This is a genomic window from Paraburkholderia bryophila (assembly GCF_013409255.1).
Taxonomy (GTDB): Bacteria; Pseudomonadota; Gammaproteobacteria; order Burkholderiales; family Burkholderiaceae; genus Paraburkholderia.
In genome coordinates, this window is sequence record NZ_JACCAS010000001.1 from 1286326 (window position 1) to 1302496 (window position 16171).

Genomic DNA, 16171 nt, shown 5'->3' on the forward strand with positions numbered 1-16171 from the left:
TCAACCGGCGTCCTGCGTATCCAATGCTTTTTCGTTTTCGCGGCTTTCACCGTGTTCACTGCCCGCTCGCACCGCGCGACGCGGCTGCGTTGGAGTTTGCGTCCGCGTTTGCGGTTCCGCGTGCGCCGCCGCTGTCTTCAGCTTAGTCGCCGGCACCACCGGATGCACGCCCGCATTGCCCACCGATCCGCCTCGCAGCCAGCGTCGCCCGAGTGGGCCATACACGCCGCCTGGTTCGGGAAAGCACTGCAGCAATGCGATATACAACGTGCAGGCGAGCGTCAGCGAGACCGGCATGCTGAGGTCGAGACCGCCGGCAAGCTGACCGAGTGGACCGACGAATTGATCCGGCAGATTGACGAAGCACAGGCCGATCGCCGCGCTCGGAATCCACGCGCCCATCGCGCGCCAGTTCCAGCCGTGCGTGAACCAGTAGTGACCGCCACGGCCGCCGCGATTGAAGACCTGCAAATCGTCCGACAGATAGAAACCGCGCCGCGTGACGAAGCCGATGATCATGATCACCATCCACGGGCAACTGCAGGTATTGATCAGCACCGAGAACGTCGACACGCTTTCGACGAGATTGAACGCGAAGCGGCCGAGAAAGATGAAGCCGATCGCGAGACTGCCGATCAGCAGCGTGGCGCGCACGCGGTTCAACAGTTTCGGGAACATGCTCGACATGTCGAGCCCCGTGCCGTACAGCGCGGTGGTTCCGGTGGACATGCCGCCGATAATCGCAATCAGGCACACCGGCAGAAAGAACCAGTTCGGCGAGATCGCCAGCAAACCGCCCACGTAGTTATTCGACGCGATGAAATCCGGCGCCTTGCTGGCGATGATCGTCGCCGTCGCGAGGCCGAAGAAGAACGGCACGAAGGTGGCGAGTTGCGCGAGCATCACCGCGAGGATCGTGCGCTTTCTCGGCGTGTTCTGCGGAATATAGCGAGCCCAGTCGCCGAGCGTCGACGCGAACGACACGGGGTTGCTCATCGCGACCAGCACGGCGCTGACGAAGGCCGGCCAGAAGCCGACCGAACCGAGCGCGACCTTGCCGGCGTACGCGCTATCGAACGGCCCGGCGAAGGCGGCGATACCAACCACGAACAGCAGGCTCGCGGCCCACACGGCGATCTTGTTGACCCACAACATGAATCGGAAGCCGTAGATGCACACCGTCAGCACCAGCACCGCGAACAGGCCGTACGCGACGCTCAGCGTGATCCAGTTGACCGGCAGGCCGAGCAGATGATTCGCGCCGCCCACCAGCGCATCGCCCGAACTCCACACCGCCAGCGAAAAGAACGCGACCGAGGTCAGCAACGCGAGAAACGAGCCGACGATCCGGCCGTGAATACCGAAATGCGCGCCCGACGAAACCGGATCGCTGGTGCCGTTACGCGGACCGAACAGGCTCATCGGCGCAAGAATGCACGAGCCGATCAGCACACCGAGCACAATCGAATAGACGCCGGCCTTGAACGATAGACCGAGCAGCACGGGAAAGCTGCCCAGCACCGACGTCGAAAAAGTATTGCAACCGCCGAACAGCAGGCGGAAGAGGTCGATCGGCCGCGCGTAACGCGAGCGATCCGGGATGCGTTCGAAACCGAATGTTTCGACTTGGGTGATGCCGTTGCTGCTCATTGTCTCCGACTCCTGTCACGGCCAGGTCATTCACGATGGCTCGCCACGGGGATGCGGCGTCCACTTTTTTGAGATGTCTGGACGCCACTGTAAAGACAATCGGCGCAGGCAAAAATATCGACCGCCCAACCTTTACTTCGATCGCGGACGATGTAAGCGTCAAGGTCCGTTCCATAAGGCTTTCCGAGCATCCGACGACGCCACTCGGAGACATGAAAAAGGCTCCCGTGGGTGAAAACGTCGATGCGAATCGCGAGAATCCGCAACACGCGCGAACATGACGAAATTGTCATGTGCCGCTCATCCTGCTATGGGCGGCGCCCTCCTACGATGACGACTCCTGACTCCGGGACGTAACTCATGCGACGTACTCGACCCACGCGCGACATGGCGACACGCATTCCGAATCCCAGGGCGGTTGCGGCGGTTGCGGCGGTTGCGTCGATACGCCGCTTCTTCAGACGCCAGAGCGAAACGCTGTCGCTCGCCGGCGGCCTGGTCTCGATTGTCATCGGCTCGCTGGCGTTCTGGCTCAACCAGCCCGCGCATCTGTTCGACGGCGCGGCAGCGCAACGCGAGGCCGCCGTCATCTGGCCGCGGCAGGCATGTGATGAGCCGACACTCGTCCACGGTCTGCTATCGCTCGAACTGGCAAGCCATCTTCACCGCGACGTTCCGACGCGGACGCAGCGTTGTGACGTCCAGGCCGACAAGCGCTGCGCACCGCTCAATCTCGCAGCGCTCACACCGTCACGGGAAGCTTGCCGATCTGGCGCCTGAACCCTCGTACGCCAACGCTTTTAACGGGCGGCTCGCACCGTCCTCACGACCCGCATGGTCGCGCCGCCGACCGCCGCTATCCGCCTTCGTCCGTCTTCGCCGCTCCCAACGCGACAGCCCATTCACGTCATGCCATGGTATAACTAGATAACATACTAAGGATACCGTTATAAATTTCTCTACCTGACAGAGTTATAAATCGTCTCAAAAAAATCTCTTCTTATAATCGTTTCGTACGCGTATCCAACGACACGAAAGGGCCTTGAATCGACCCACCTTCGCCAGCGGTGCAGTCCGCAGCCCCTGCCCCTCAGGCGCTCGCACCCGGCACGCTCACGACGCCGAGCTCAACCTCAACCGCCCTGCACCGCCACACCGCGCAATTCGCGCGGCGCGGCGCAGCGGGCGTCAACAGGAGAAAGACCATGCGAATTCTGATCGTCGACAACGAAGCGAAAAACGGCACGTATCTTCGGAAAGGTCTGACCGAAGCGGGGTTTGTCGTCGACTGGGTGCAAGACGGCGTGACCGGCCAGCATCTCGCGCTGACCGAAGACTACGACATGATCATTCTCGACGTGGTCTTGCCCGGACTGGACGGCTGGACCTTGCTGCGCAATCTGCGCCTGACCCACTCCACCCCCGTGCTACTGCTCACCGCCAGCGACGATCTGAACGACAAGGTGCGCGGCCTCGAAATGGGCGGAGACGACTATCTGGTCAAGCCGCTCGACTTCGCCGAATTGCTGGCGCGCGTGCGCTCGATTTTCCGGCGCGGCGCCACGCGCGACCCGGCGCGGGACGCCGCGTCGCTCCATGTGGCGGATCTCGCGCTCGATCTGACGCGCCGCAAGGCCACGCGCCAGGGCGACAAGATCCTGCTGACCGCGAAGGAATTCTCGCTGCTGTGGTTGCTCATGCGCCGACGCGGTGAAATCCTCGCGCGCTCGACGATCGCATCGCAGGTCTGGGACATGAATTTCGACAGCGATACCAACGTGGTCGACGCCGCGATCCGCCGCGTGCGCGCGAAGGTGGACGATAACTACGAACCGAAGCTGATCCACACGGTGCGCGGCATGGGCTACGTGCTCGAAGAACGTAGCCCGCCTGCGGGTTGATGCGGCGCGGGGCGGCGCCGCCCCGCGCCTCAGTCGAGAAACTCGGCGGCCCGCTGGCGCAGCACCGCGCCAAAATCATCGAGCCAGCCGATCGACAACCGCCAGCTCTGCCAGTACAGATCCACATCGATATGCTTGCCGGGCGCGATCTCCACCAGCTCGCCGTTGGCCAGATGCGTGGCGATCATCCGTTCCGGGCACATGCCCCAGCCGAGTCCCATCACGCAAGCGCGCAGAAAACCGGCCACATGCGGAATCCAGTGCAACGGCGGATCGAGTTCCGCGCGCGTGACTCGGCGCATGAAGCGCTTCTGCAACTGATCCTTCGGATTGAAGTCGACGCACGGCGTGCGTCGCAAACTCTCGCGCGTCACGCCGTCGGCGAAATGACGCGCCTGAAACGCCGGCGAGCACACCGCCAGATAGCGCATGCGCCCAAGACGTGTGGAGCGGCAGCCCTGCACCGGCTCGGCCTGCGTGGTGACGGCGCCTTGCACGCTGCCGTCGCGAATGCGCTGCGCGGTGTGGTCCTGATCGTCCACCACCAGATCGAGCAGCATCTCCCGTTCGACGCAGAACGGCGCCACCGCGTCGATGAACCAGGTGCCGACACTGTCGTCGTTGACCGCCACACGCAGCGCCGGCCACGGCTCCACCAATGCGCCAGGCAGCGCCGGCAGGCGGCCGGTCAGCTCCGCTTCCAGCAATTGCACGCGTTCGGTATGGCGGCACAGCAGCGCGCCCGAGGTGGTGGCAACACACGGCTGGCCGCGTTTGACCAGCACGCTGCCGACCCGCTCCTCCAGCAGCTTGACCCGCTGCGAGACCGCGGACGGCGTCACGTTCAGTTCGCTGGCCGCGCGGTCGAACGAACCGTGCCGGACCACGGCGGCGAGCGCATCGAGCAAAGCGTAGTCGAGCATTAGCGTTCCTTAATCTGCATTAAGTAAATTAGCTTCTCTTATGATCGGCGAAACCGCAGACTAGCCCTGTTCGCTTCTCCCGTCTACTGGATCGATTCATGAACTGGCTATCTTTTTCCCACGGCGCCGCCTTGTGCGCCTCGCTGATCGTGACGATCGGCGCCCAGAACGCTTATGTGCTGCGTCAGGGCATCATGCGCTCGCACGTCGGCAAGATCGTCGCGCTGTGCGCGCTGTCGGACTTCATTCTGATCGGCGCGGGAGTCGGCGGCGCGTCGGTGCTGGTGAAACGCTTTCCGGTGTTCGTCCACGCCATGTTGTATGTCGGGCTCGCGTATCTGGCGTGGTTCGGCTTCAACGCGCTGCGCCGCGCTGTGCGGCCCGACCATGCTGCGCTGCAGGCCGAAGCGAGCGGCGCGGCGCCCGTGCAGCGCGCGCTACCGATCGTGCTGATGACACTCGCCCTTACCTGGCTGAATCCGCACGTGTATCTGGACACGTTTCTACTGATCGGCACCGCCGGTGCGCGTGAGCCGGAAGGCGCGCGTGTGGCGTTCGCCCTCGGCGCAATGGTGGTGAGCGGGATCTGGTTCGTCGGTCTGGGTTACGGTGCGCGGGCGATGGCGCCGCTGTTTCGTCGCGCTACCGCGTGGCGTGTGCTGGATGGCGCGATTGGGAGCATGGTGTTGCTGATTGCGGTGACGCAGTTGCGATAGCCTCGTTAAACGCGGTAGTCGTCGACATTGCACCTTGTCTTGCTCGACGACTGCGTTCCATTCGCCGGATCCTGAGCAAATTCCTATCACAGCGTTACGAAATCGCGAATTTACACGGTTAGCGGAATCCGCGAGTATGGTGAGATCAGATGAACGGGCCGTCAGGACGTCCGCGACTCTTGCCGTAACTCGTGGAGACATTGATGCTAGACATAAAAAGAGAAACGCTTGAACTGAATGTTCGAGGCGTGGACCTGAACATTTCATCGCTGCACAGATTGGGGAACGGTGAGCCGATTGTCTTTCTTCACGGCTTCGGCTCCACGAAAGAAGACTATGCCGATATCGCTCGATTGCCCGCGTTCGCCGGTCGCCCGTTTGTTGCCTATGACGCACCGGGCTGCGGCGACAGCGAATGCGGCGACCTGTCCGCGCTATCCATCCCCTTTCTCGTCGACGCCGCGCGCGCTGTGCTGAACCGGCTGGACGTCCAGCGGTTCCATCTGGTCGGACATTCGATGGGTGGCCTGACGTCGTTGATGCTCGCTCATGAAGAGCGCGAACGCGTGTTGAGTTTCATCGACATCGAAGGCAACGTGGCGCCCGAGGACTGCTTTCTGAGCAGACAAATCGTGAGTCATCCGTCCGATGACCCGCAGCGGTTCTTTGCCGACTTCATCGACCGCAACTGGGGCGCGCCCGACTTCTCGAGTTCGCTCTACGCGGCGAGCCTGCGGCACAAAGTGCGCGCGGGCGCCGTGCGCGGAATATTTACGTCGATGGTGCATCTCTCCGACCACGGCAACCTGTTGGCCCGGTTTGTCGATCTGCCGTGCCGGAAGATGTTTATGTTCGGCGAGCAAAACGCCGGCCTCTCCTATTTGCCGCATTTGCAGGAATCGGGTGTGACGCTGGCCTCCATAGCGCATTCGGGTCATTTTCCGATGTACTCCAATCCGGTTGAAATGTGGAAACGGATTGCATTGTTCCTTGGCCACATTGCCCCCGAGTAGCACGATGGCAGCCTTGATCCAGCCGTCTCAATCGCCAGACGCCTGGGCATTCTTCTTCGGCTTGCGTGCGGCATTGTCTTTCGCCCAGGACACCACCGCGTCAACCATCGGATGATGCCGGTTCGCGTTCCACGCGAGCGCGGCCGTCACGACCATGACACGCTCCTTCAACGGGCGAATCACCACGTTTTCCGAGGCCAGTTTTCGCATCGACGACGGCACGAGCGCGATGCCCTGACCGCATCCCACGTAGGCGATTTGCGACGTCACCGAGCGGACCTCATGCAACACGCGCGGCGCGAAACCGTGTGACTGGCAGACGGCGGTCAGAAAATCGAAGTAAGCCGGGCTGATCTGCCGCGACGACATCACGAGCGACTCGTCAGCGAGCGAGCGCAAACGCACGCGGGAGAGTGCCGCCAGCGGATGATCTCGCGGCACCGCTACCGCAAGCCGATCTTCGGCGATTGGCAGCGTCGCGATTCCATGTCCGACGTTACCGTCCAGCCTCACAAACGCGACATCGAGTTCGCCCGCCTCCAGCGCGGGGATCGCCTCGACGCTATCAATCTCCCGAATGAACACCGTCAGGTTCGGATAGTCGCGCTTCAATGCGTTCAATACCGCCGGCACCGTTTCAAGCATGGCCGATGTAATCGCGCCCACCTGCAGGACGCCAGTCTGACCGGCCGCCACTTCCCGTACGACACGCTCAAGACGTTCCACCTGGTCGGCGAACTGCTGGACCGCCGGCAAAATCGCGGCGCCTGCCGCACTCAACTGAGTCCCTCGGCGAGAGCGTTCGAACAGCGTTAACTTCAGCGACTGTTCCAGCACCTTGATCTGTTCCGTTAAGGGAGGCTGAGACATGTTCAACCGTTCCGCAGCGCGCCCAAAGTGCTTTTCTTCGGCGACGGCAAGGAACATCCAGAGTTGACGGATGAGGCGGAAATCGATAGTGGTCATGTCAATGCCCCTTGGCGTGTGGGCGATGGTCAGATTCGGCCGATCGGTCAGTCTTTATCGCAGCAAACGGTCGCGCTGCTTGATCCGCAAATCGTATCAGAGAGATATTGAGCAACGAATTTACATATCAGATGGGGAAGTCGACGATTGCGTCACTGCCCAACTGGACCCTCGTCATGAACCACACTCCCTCGCTCGACCGGCTTGCTTCGCTCGACACCAACACGATCTCCGATGCACTCGACTTTCTCGGCATTCAAGGCGCGACCTATGGCCTTCGCCCGCTATGGGACTGTCCGAAGATCGTCGGCCGAGCCAGCACCATTCAGCTTGGGCCCAAAACCGATGCGGCGCCGACCGCGCATCTGATTACACCAGTCGTCGATGCGGTCACCACCGACGATCGCGTTCTCGTGATTGCGGGCGGCCTCGAAGGTATCTCCTGCTGGGGCGACATTCTGGCGAACGCGGCAGTGGCAAAAAAGATTCGCGGTTCGATTATCGATGGCGTCAGTCGCGATATTGAAGGAAGCGAGTCCATCGCCTACCCGGTCTATGGCCGCGGCATCACGATGATTAGCGCAAGAAACCGGGTCGTTCAGATCGACTCGGGACAGCCGGTGCAGATTGCCGGCGTCACCGTGCACGAGGACGACTACGTGATGGCCGACCGCTGCGGCACGGTGTTCGTGCCCGCGTCGCGTATCGATGAAGTGCTGGAACTCGGCGAAAGAATTACGCGCCGTCAGGACGGTATGGTCGCCGCCGTCCGTGCGGGACGCTCCGTCGCCGAGGTCATGCACGACAAAGAGTTCGAAGCCATCCGTGCTTAATAATCTTCTCCGAGTCGTGCACATGACGAATCCAAGAAAAGCGCGTTTAGAAGATCAGGCACTCGGCAACGGTCGCGCTACGCTCGATCTCCACGGTGCGTCGAGGTGGAGACAAGTCGGATGACAACCAGCGTGAACGGACTCAATCGCTTTCTGGCATCAGCGAGGCCTTCGGCAACCTACGGTGTGATGGATCGGGTCGCCGCCCGGCGCGCGCAAGGTGCCGACGTGATATCGCTGAGCGCTGGCGAACCGGACTTCGATACTCCAGCGCATGTGAGAGAGGCAGGCATTGCCGCCATTCGGCATGGTTATACGCGCTACACGCAGGTTGCCGGAATGCGGGCGTTGCGCGAGGCGGTCGCGGATAAATTTCGTCGCGAGAATGGACTCGATACCGACTGGCGTCAGACCATTGTTTGCAATGGTGGAAAGCAGGTCATTTTTAATGCTATTGCAGCGACGCTCAATGAAGGTGATGAGGTCGTTATCCCGGCACCGTATTGGGTGAGCTATCCGGAGATCGTGCAACTGTGCGGCGGGAAATCCGTCGTTGTCGAATGTGGGGTGAAGAGTGGGTTCAAGATTACGCCCGCTTTGCTGGAGGGCGCGATTACGGCGCGCACGCGATGGTTGATTCTCAACTCGCCATCCAATCCTACGGGTGCGGTGTACAGTCGCGCCGAATTGCTGGCTTTGGCTGAGGTACTGCTTTCACATCCACACGTCTTGGTGCTGTCGGATGATATTTATGAGCACCTCATTTTCGATGGGCTGACGTTCTTTACGCTGGCTCAGGTCGAGCCCCGGTTGCGTGAGCGTGTGCTGACGATGAATGGAGTATCGAAAGCGTATGCGATGACGGGTTGGCGGATTGGTTTTGGAACTGGACCGGGGTGGCTTATCGATGCGATGGGGAAGTTGCAAGGGCAACAGACTTCGGGGGCGTCGACCATTTCGCAGCATGCCGCGTTGGCTGCACTGACCGGCTCTCAACAGTTTGTCTCGGAGTCGCGGTCGGTTTTTCAGCATCGGCGCGATTATCTGGTGCGGGCGATTAATGCTACTGAGGGGTTGTGTTGTGAGGTTCCGCAGGGGGCGTTTTATGCGTTTGCTTCGTGTGAGGGGTTGATTGGGAAAGTTACGGCTGCAGGGAAGCAACTGCTCTCGGATGAAGATGTGGTCAATGGGCTGCTGGACGAGGCAGGCGTAGCGACCGTGCATGGCAGTGCTTTTGGGCTTGGGCCGTATGTGCGGATTGCTTATGCGCTGGAGAGTGCGGCGTTGCAGCGGGCGTGTGAGGCGATTGGGCGGTTTTGTGAGAGGCTTTCTGGGTAGAGGAATGCTTGAGCGAGAGTGTCCGTCGTACCCCATGAGAGTGACGCCGCCCACGGGGTGTCTCGTTGCCATGCTTAGCTTGCCAGATCCGACCGTTTCGCGACGGGGTAGCAAACTGATGCACCTCGGAGTGCTATCTACTCTGATTGCGGGACCACTACAGCGCGGATCGCGACCAGCCACTGCGCCTCGAGCGAACCTGTCCGCATTTTTGTGTGCGAGGCGGGTTAAAGATTTCTAGCCACGTGCGAGCGTGAAGCGCTCGCCAAACAGAATAGCAAACTGGTTCATCGCCGCTTTCCAGTCGAATGCGGCGCGTACGGACTTTGCCAGCACGTTGCGCAGCGCCAGCCACAGCAGCTTGATGGCAGCTTCGTCGTTGGGGAAGTGTCCGCGGGTCTTGATGATCTTGCGCAGTTGCATGTTCAGACTCTCTATGGCGTTTGTTGTGTACACGACCCGGCGTATCTCCGGGGGAAACACGAAGAACGGTGTGACGTGTTCCCAGGCGCGCTGCCAGGATTGCACGATGGTCGGATACTTCGTTCCCCAGGGTCCTTCAGTGAAGTCCTGCAAGGCCTGCTGTGCAGCCTGTTCGCTCGCGGCTGCATAGATCGGACGCAGCGCCGTGGCGACCGCCTTGCGGTCCTTGTGGCTGGCGTACTCCAGACTGTTTCGGATCAGATGCACGATGCAGGTCTGCACCGCCGTGCGGGGGTACGCCGTCCCGATCGCCTCGGCCAGTCCTTTCAGACCGTCCACCACCGCGATCAGGATGTCCTGGCAACCGCGGGTCTTGAGGTCATTGAACACCTTGAGCCAGAACTTCGCGCCCTCGGTCTGTTCAATCCACAGGCCGAGTACGTCGCGCTGGCCGTCGGCCTGGATACCCAGCGCCAGATAGACGGCCTTGTTGCTCACCACACCGTCGCCACGGATCTTCACGCGTAGCGCGTCGAAGAACACCACCGGGTACATCGGCTCGAGCGGGCGGTTTTGCCAGGCCAGCGTTTCGGCCATCACCTCATCGGTGACCGAACTGATGAAGTCGGGTGAGACCTCGGTGCCATAGCTTTCAGCCAGAAACGCCTGAATCTCGCGCACGCTCATGCCGCGTGCGTACATGGCGATGATGCGCTCATCGAAGCCCGTGAAACGGCGCTCGTGTTTGGGAATCAGGATCGGCGCGAAACTGCCCTCACGGTCCCGCGGCAGATCGAGCCGCACCGGGCCGCGCTCGGTGATGATCGTCTTGCCGCTGGCGCCGTTGCGTTCGTTGGCCTGGCCGTCGGGCTTGGGCTGGCCCGGCGGGTAGCCCAGATGCATGTTCATCTCGGCGCCCATCGCGCGCTCGATGATGGCCTTGTTGAACGCCAGCATCAGGTCCTGAACCTGGACAGGCGTCATCGGACCCTTCACCAGTTCATCAAGCAGACCTTCCGGCAGCTCAGGCAGCGGCCCTCGGGCCGCTGCCTGGGAGGCTACGGTACGTTTCTTTTTCATGATCGGCATATCCATGATTTTCATCCTTCATGATATGCCTCGCCCACAAAATCACGGATAGGTCCCCTCGAGCACGGAGAGCTGCTTTTCGATTTCCTCCGGATGCCGCACAAGTAAAACGGAAGATTCAGTTGGCACAGATATGTCGTCGAGCGTGATTGCGTCCAAGGACGTTCCAAGACTCTCTAATCTCTGGGAGAGGACTGGGTGTGTGTCCACCGGGTGGGCCTGAGTTGAACTGCCCAGTGCGTCACGTGCGACCGACCAGTCCATAGCGCTCAACGCAGTTCGACAGCCGTTTTCGAATGTCGTTGAGAGATTTGAAAATGTACGCCCTTCCGCGAGTTGGTCGATATGGGCTTGAGTCAAGTATCCCCATTGGGCAGCGTGAGTCGAGACCTTCACCAACGCGCGCGCAAGGGAACCTGCGTCAGAAGCTTCCGCCCCCGCCTTGTCGGCAAGCAGTTCTCGTTCGCGTCCGATTGCCCGCTCCGCGGATGCGAAGACGGTCCAGCATGTGTCGAGCATCACCAATGCCGGCAGGCGTGCAAGATCAGCCGCTCCGCCAGTCTGAACAGACATTGCAGCCCACGCGTTGCCAAGGCGGGCGTAAGTCGGGGCGAACCGCATGCTGTATGTCGTATCGTCGTCCCGGAAATGCCCGAGCTCGTGTCCGATAACCGCCGCGAACTCCCGCTTGTCGAAAAGCCTCATCATCGCCAGCGATATGAACAACGTTTGATTGGCAAGCGTGCCGTTTTGTCCAAAGAGACTTACTGGGCTAGTGGTAACAAAAAATTTCGGCTCGATTCCAGCGATGATGTTCTTAGGCGGCTGCGCGTTGAGCCGCATTGCGATGTCGTCGACGAACGCATAAAGTTCAGGCTGTTCCTCTCGGGAGAGGAATATCGCTTTGACCAGCATCGGCTGAAGCTTGAACAGTCCGAACGGACCTATCCGTGATTTTGTGGGCGAGGCATATCATGAAGGATGAAAATCATGGATATGCCGATCATGAAAAAGAAACGTACCGTAGCCTCCCAGGCAGCGGCCCGAGGGCCGCTGCCTGAGCTGCCGGAAGGTCTGCTTGATGAACTGGTGAAGGGTCCGATGACGCCTGTCCAGGTTCAGGACCTGATGCTGGCGTTCAACAAGGCCATCATCGAGCGCGCAATGGGCGCCGAGATGAACATGCATCTGGGCTACCCGCCGGGCCAGCCCAAGCCTGACGGCCAGGCCAACGAACGCAACGGCGCCAGCGACAAGACAATCATCACCGAGCGCGGCCCCGTCAGGCTCGATCTGCCGCGCGATCGTGAGGGCAGTTTCGCGCCGATCCTGATTCCCAAACACGAGCGCCGTTTCACGGGCTTCGATGAGCGCATCATCGCCATGTACGCCCGCGGCATGAGCGTGCGCGAGATTCAGGCGTTTCTGGCTGAAAGCTATGGCACCGAGGTCTCACCCGACTTCATCAGCTCAGTCACTGACGAAGTGATGGCTGAAACGCTGGCCTGGCAAAACCGCCCGCTCGAGCCGATGTACCCGGTGGTGTTCTTCGACGCGCTACGCGTGAAGATCCGTGGCGACGGCGTGGTGAGCAACAAGGCCGTCTATCTGGCGCTGGGTATCCAGGCCGACGGCCAGCGCGACGTACTCGGCCTGTGGATTGAACAGACCGAGGGCGCGAAGTTCTGGCTCAAGGTGTTCAATGACCTCAAGACCCGCGGTTGCCAGGACATCCTGATCGCCGTGGTGGACGGTCTGAAAGGACTGGCCGAGGCGATCGGGACGGCGTACCCCCGCACGGCGGTGCAGACCTGCATCGTGCATCTGATCCGAAACAGTCTGGAGTACGCCAGCCACAAGGACCGCAAGGCGGTCGCCACGGCGCTGCGTCCGATCTATGCAGCCGCGAGCGAACAGGCTGCACAGCAGGCCTTGCAGGACTTCACTGAAGGACCCTGGGGAACGAAGTATCCGACCATCGTGCAATCCTGGCAGCGCGCCTGGGAACACGTCACACCGTTCTTCGTGTTTCCTCCGGAGATACGCCGGGTCGTGTACACAACAAACGCCATAGAGAGTCTGAACATGCAACTGCGCAAGATCATCAAGACCCGAGGCCACTTCCCCAACGACGAGGCCGCCATCAAGCTGCTGTGGCTGGCGCTACGTAACGTGCTGGCAAAGTCCGTGAGAGCGGCATTCGACTGGAAAGCGGCGATGAACCAGTTTGCTATCCTGTTTGGCGAGCGCTTCACGCTCGCACGTGGCTAGAAATCTTTAACCCGCCTCGCACACAAAAATGCGGACAGGTTCGTCCGAACGTAAATCGCAACAACGACCAAAATGCAAGTATTGCGGTCAGCGCGATGCTTCCAAGCAGCACTCCGTGGACCCGCTGGATGGCCATTGACTCAAGGGTGTAGATGGAGAACACGAAGAGCGCTGCCTGACCCAGGACCGCGACTGCAAGCAGCAGCATGACGGCCCTGACCACAAACCCGAATGTCCAGCTCAACCGTGCCCGATTGGTGCCCGTGAACCAGCGAGCGCCGTAAATGAGTGTCAGCATCAGAACCCCCAGCGCGCCTAATGCCCAGGAACTTAGGTCAACCAGTGCTACTTCGTCTGCCGGCGAACAAATCGCCTTGGTTTCCGCCGTAGCACCCGTTGCCTCCATTTTTGAGCAAACCGACGCGTAGCTCAGTTGACGCTGCTTATAGTCTTCATCGGTGAGGAAATGCTGGGTCAACACGATGGAGTCGTGGAATTGGCCTTCCAGTTCATTTGCCATGTAACGGGCGGTCAACTGCCCAAGGATGGGGACAAAAAATAGGCAAAAGAAGAGCACGACGAGCGACTGCAAGCGTCAGTGATTGATAATTCGTTATCGGCCGAAAGCAAGGAACGCTTTAATCGCGGAATACGAATATGCCAGATGCATTCCAATCGCTCGTCGATACCGAAGAAAATGTTGACTTGAAGTTCCACATCGCGGCATGCCGGCCATTGCGGCTCGATTGTGACAAAAGAGTGGCAAACTGCACGGGATAAAGTTTTATGATGCGACGCCGTAAACGCGTCTAACTTGTTTGTGCGGATAATTTCCTGGATGACTGCGGCGAGCCACAAAATTCCTTTGCTCATCAAACCGCTCGCTTTGCTTGCGATTCTCGCCGCGAGCGCGTGCGCAACCCGTCCGCCCATCTCCTTCGACCCACCGCCTCCGGCCGGGTGTTGTTCCAACTGGCGGAGTGTTCACTTCGAAGAGATGAGTGCAGAAGGAGTCAGCCATACGCACATCAGTCTGAACGGAAGTTCGACGTTCGACTTCGCTGAAGGCAGGGCCACTTTTGTCGCATACAGGTTGCCCAAGGTGAAAGCGACGACGGTGGAAGTCGATACCTACGCCAGCTCTGATTGGTTACCTCTGGCCACGGTTTTCAGGCCGCGTGTTCTTTTTCTCGACGCGGGTCTCAAAGAGGTTGCCAACAACAAGCTCAACCCGATGGCACGAGATTCAAAGTTCTTTCGGGGCGCCTACTACTTTGCAACGACGCCTATACCTGCTTCGGCGGAGTACATCGTGGTCTACGCCGCATCATCCGCAAATACCGACCGGCTGGTAGCGCGTTCGGAGAATGGTTCACTCTACGGCCTTCCGAATGCCTACGAAGGCGATATCTCGATCATCCTAAAATGAACTGGTTCCCTCGCTCCCCGCGACTTCAACGATTTCTAGCTGTCACGGCATGCACAACACTGCTTGCCGCCTGCCTTCCCACCGATATCGTGCTGGGCCCGAATGACACGAGTGCCCGCGTGCGTTTCCGCTTCGTGGGAGAAGGAAGTGACAACGTGCTTCAATACACTCAGGCACCGTGCCACTTCAAGATGGACCGGGCGACACGGTCGCTCGCCTTCATTACGTATCAGCACAAGTCGTTGAATTTGAATTCGGCGCTAAACCCACCGCCAAAGCTCGATATGCCCAACGATATCCCGGACGAATCGAAGCTCACCTACGCTGAAGTTCGGGTCAAAGCGGGAATTCCCCTTGAATTCGGTTCGCAGTGGTCGCGCGATACCGGGTTTGTGATCTACAACTCGGCCAAGTTTGCCCAGTTCACGCCCGAGCCATCCGCTGATTACGAAGTCACGACGGGCGCCAATATCGGCAAGCCAATGGAGCTATCCGTGACGCAGTTGAAAGTTGTCGACGGGCATGTCGAGCGGTTGCCGGTGGCAGCGATAACCGTACCGGCCTGCAAGAGCTTGTGAATGCTGCCAGGCGCAGCACAGAGGAGCGCTTTCTTTCGGGGCGGTGCTTGAGGATTTCTCGAAGCCGCAACCGAACGCCACGAAAGGAAAACCGGCGTTCCAGTCGCTGGTCAACAGCGTCGTCATCAACTGCGCTACGCGACAAATTTCACAGCCCAAGGTACTCGCCTACACAGGCAAAATGGGGGGCGGGAAACTTATCGAAGGGAAAGAGTATCCGCACACGTTCGAACCCTTTGCCGAGGGTTCGCTGGAATCGGATATTGCCGCGAAAATCTGTATCGGCTAGCAATACCTTGTGATTGAAGAAACGCCGGCAACGGCGCTTCTTCTTATCCGACTGACGACAAGAAATGGAGCGCAGGGTGAAGGATTGCCGAGGTACATTAATTCTGGTTACGCTTCACCGTTAGTTCTGGTTACGCCCAAATTATCTCGGCACATCAATCGGTTACGTCGCCGTCCTGTAGGCATCCAGTCCGACAGACGTTTGCGCAAATACCTTCAACACCCGACCACACGTTTTTCCAATAATTTGGTTTACGGACAACGCCGCCTGAAAACCACGCAGATGACTCACCGTCTGAGCGCACAAAAGCGCCGCACCAGTTGCGGCAGGCACCGAGTGTAGTCGAGCGTCAAATGCGAGTGTCGTGGCTTCACATCAGGTCGCCACGCTCGAAAGAGAACGACGACTAGGCTCGGTTCGCCGGACATCACTGTTGCCTGCGGCTCGACCAGACGAATGCATTGATGCTGGACTAACACCTGTTGCCACATCTGGCGTGACTTTCAGCCAGTTTCGTGAGCAAGTATTGCGCGACATCGTTCCAACTCCTTTGTGAGCAAATCCATTTCGGCTTGCATACCAGCTGCTCGCCGTAGAAGCTGACCAACTTCGTGCCAGTATGCATACCCTAAATCGCCGTCCACCATAGACAGTTCGTGAATCTTCCGAAGCGCAATCTCAAGGTCCAGAATATTTTCCGAAAGCATATGCCGCTCCCCTGTAGTGACGGGCGATGGCCGCGTTATCAGGTG

General features: G+C 59.8%; 17 protein-coding genes. 10 read left to right on the forward strand and 7 right to left on the reverse strand.

Going from position 1 to position 16171, the window contains the following annotated elements; genetic code table 11:
• Positions 1-1650, reverse strand: a complete 1650-nt coding sequence (locus GGD40_RS05730) for a purine-cytosine permease family protein (protein ID WP_257030352.1) — start codon at positions 1648-1650, stop codon at positions 1-3.
• A 26-nt stretch (positions 1651-1676) separates the two neighbouring features.
• The gene (locus GGD40_RS05735) at positions 1677-1943 is read right to left on the reverse strand and encodes a hypothetical protein (protein WP_179743060.1); all 267 of its coding nucleotides are present in this window, start codon (positions 1941-1943) and stop codon (positions 1677-1679) included.
• A gap of 94 nt (positions 1944-2037) precedes the next feature.
• On the opposite strand from GGD40_RS05735, the gene GGD40_RS05740 reads away from it, so the two are divergent.
• Together GGD40_RS05740 and GGD40_RS05745 are read left to right on the forward strand one after the other, a co-directional pair.
• A complete protein-coding gene (locus GGD40_RS05740) occupies positions 2038-2430 on the forward strand; it encodes a hypothetical protein (protein ID WP_179743061.1) in 393 nt (130 codons plus the stop codon).
• Positions 2431-2855: 425 nt separating this feature from the next.
• Positions 2856-3551 carry a heavy metal response regulator transcription factor gene (locus GGD40_RS05745; protein ID WP_179705531.1) on the forward strand — a complete coding sequence of 232 codons (696 nt, stop codon included), beginning with the start codon at positions 2856-2858 and terminating at the stop codon, positions 3549-3551.
• A gap of 29 nt (positions 3552-3580) precedes the next feature.
• On the opposite strand, the gene GGD40_RS05750 is transcribed toward GGD40_RS05745, so the two are convergent.
• A complete protein-coding gene (locus tag GGD40_RS05750) occupies positions 3581-4474 on the reverse strand; it encodes a LysR family transcriptional regulator ArgP (protein ID WP_179705533.1) in 894 nt (297 codons plus the stop codon).
• Positions 4475-4572: 98 nt separating this feature from the next.
• Here GGD40_RS05750 and GGD40_RS05755 point away from each other — a divergent pair, with 98 nt between their 5' ends.
• Together GGD40_RS05755 and GGD40_RS05760 are read left to right on the forward strand one after the other, a co-directional pair.
• Positions 4573-5190 (forward strand): LysE/ArgO family amino acid transporter, encoded by a 618-nt coding sequence (locus tag GGD40_RS05755; protein WP_179743062.1) that lies wholly within the window; start codon positions 4573-4575, stop codon positions 5188-5190.
• Between the two features lie 203 nt (positions 5191-5393).
• Positions 5394-6203: an alpha/beta fold hydrolase gene (locus tag GGD40_RS05760; protein WP_179744884.1), complete on the forward strand. Its 810-nt coding sequence runs from the start codon at positions 5394-5396 to the stop codon at positions 6201-6203.
• Between the two features lie 27 nt (positions 6204-6230).
• On the opposite strand, the gene GGD40_RS05765 is transcribed toward GGD40_RS05760, so the two are convergent.
• Complete coding sequence (locus GGD40_RS05765) at positions 6231-7169, reverse strand: LysR substrate-binding domain-containing protein (RefSeq protein WP_179743063.1); 939 nt, start codon at positions 7167-7169, stop codon at positions 6231-6233.
• Between the two features lie 176 nt (positions 7170-7345).
• Between GGD40_RS05765 and GGD40_RS05770 the strand changes: the two genes are divergently transcribed.
• Positions 7346-8002 (forward strand): RraA family protein, encoded by a 657-nt coding sequence (locus tag GGD40_RS05770; protein ID WP_179743064.1) that lies wholly within the window; start codon positions 7346-7348, stop codon positions 8000-8002.
• Between the two features lie 120 nt (positions 8003-8122).
• The gene (locus GGD40_RS05775; protein ID WP_179743065.1) at positions 8123-9340 is read left to right on the forward strand and encodes a pyridoxal phosphate-dependent aminotransferase; all 1218 of its coding nucleotides are present in this window, start codon (positions 8123-8125) and stop codon (positions 9338-9340) included.
• A gap of 237 nt (positions 9341-9577) precedes the next feature.
• Here the strand turns inward: GGD40_RS05775 and GGD40_RS05780 are convergent, their stop codons facing one another.
• Both GGD40_RS05780 and GGD40_RS05785 read right to left on the reverse strand, forming a co-directional pair.
• Positions 9578-10852 carry an IS256 family transposase gene (locus GGD40_RS05780; RefSeq protein WP_373565319.1) on the reverse strand — a complete coding sequence of 425 codons (1275 nt, stop codon included), beginning with the start codon at positions 10850-10852 and terminating at the stop codon, positions 9578-9580.
• A 42-nt stretch (positions 10853-10894) separates the two neighbouring features.
• Positions 10895-11767 carry a M48 family metallopeptidase gene (locus tag GGD40_RS05785; protein WP_179743066.1) on the reverse strand — a complete coding sequence of 291 codons (873 nt, stop codon included), beginning with the start codon at positions 11765-11767 and terminating at the stop codon, positions 10895-10897.
• Between the two features lie 81 nt (positions 11768-11848).
• On the opposite strand from GGD40_RS05785, the gene GGD40_RS05790 reads away from it, so the two are divergent.
• Positions 11849-13123, forward strand: coding sequence for an IS256 family transposase (locus GGD40_RS05790; protein ID WP_373565320.1), 1275 nt, complete (start codon positions 11849-11851; stop codon positions 13121-13123).
• Here the strand turns inward: GGD40_RS05790 and GGD40_RS05795 are convergent.
• Positions 13104-13715 (reverse strand): hypothetical protein, encoded by a 612-nt coding sequence (locus GGD40_RS05795; RefSeq protein ID WP_179743068.1) that lies wholly within the window; start codon positions 13713-13715, stop codon positions 13104-13106. The genes GGD40_RS05790 and GGD40_RS05795 overlap by 20 nt on opposite strands.
• Before the next feature lie 246 nt (positions 13716-13961).
• Here GGD40_RS05795 and GGD40_RS05800 point away from each other — a divergent pair, with 246 nt between their 5' ends.
• Genes GGD40_RS05800 through GGD40_RS05810 form a run of 3 tightly spaced genes read left to right on the forward strand, consistent with a single transcriptional unit; the run spans position 13962 to position 15419 of the window.
• Entirely contained in the window at positions 13962-14552 is a 591-nt protein-coding gene (locus GGD40_RS05800) for a hypothetical protein (RefSeq protein WP_179743069.1), read from the forward strand.
• Complete coding sequence (locus tag GGD40_RS05805) at positions 14549-15130, forward strand: hypothetical protein (RefSeq protein WP_179743070.1); 582 nt, start codon at positions 14549-14551, stop codon at positions 15128-15130. Before GGD40_RS05800 ends, GGD40_RS05805 begins: the two co-directional genes overlap by 4 nt.
• 43 nt (positions 15131-15173) lie before the next feature.
• The gene (locus GGD40_RS05810; RefSeq protein WP_179743071.1) at positions 15174-15419 is read left to right on the forward strand and encodes a surface-adhesin E family protein; all 246 of its coding nucleotides are present in this window, start codon (positions 15174-15176) and stop codon (positions 15417-15419) included.
• The last annotated feature ends 752 nt before the right edge of the window (positions 15420-16171 follow it).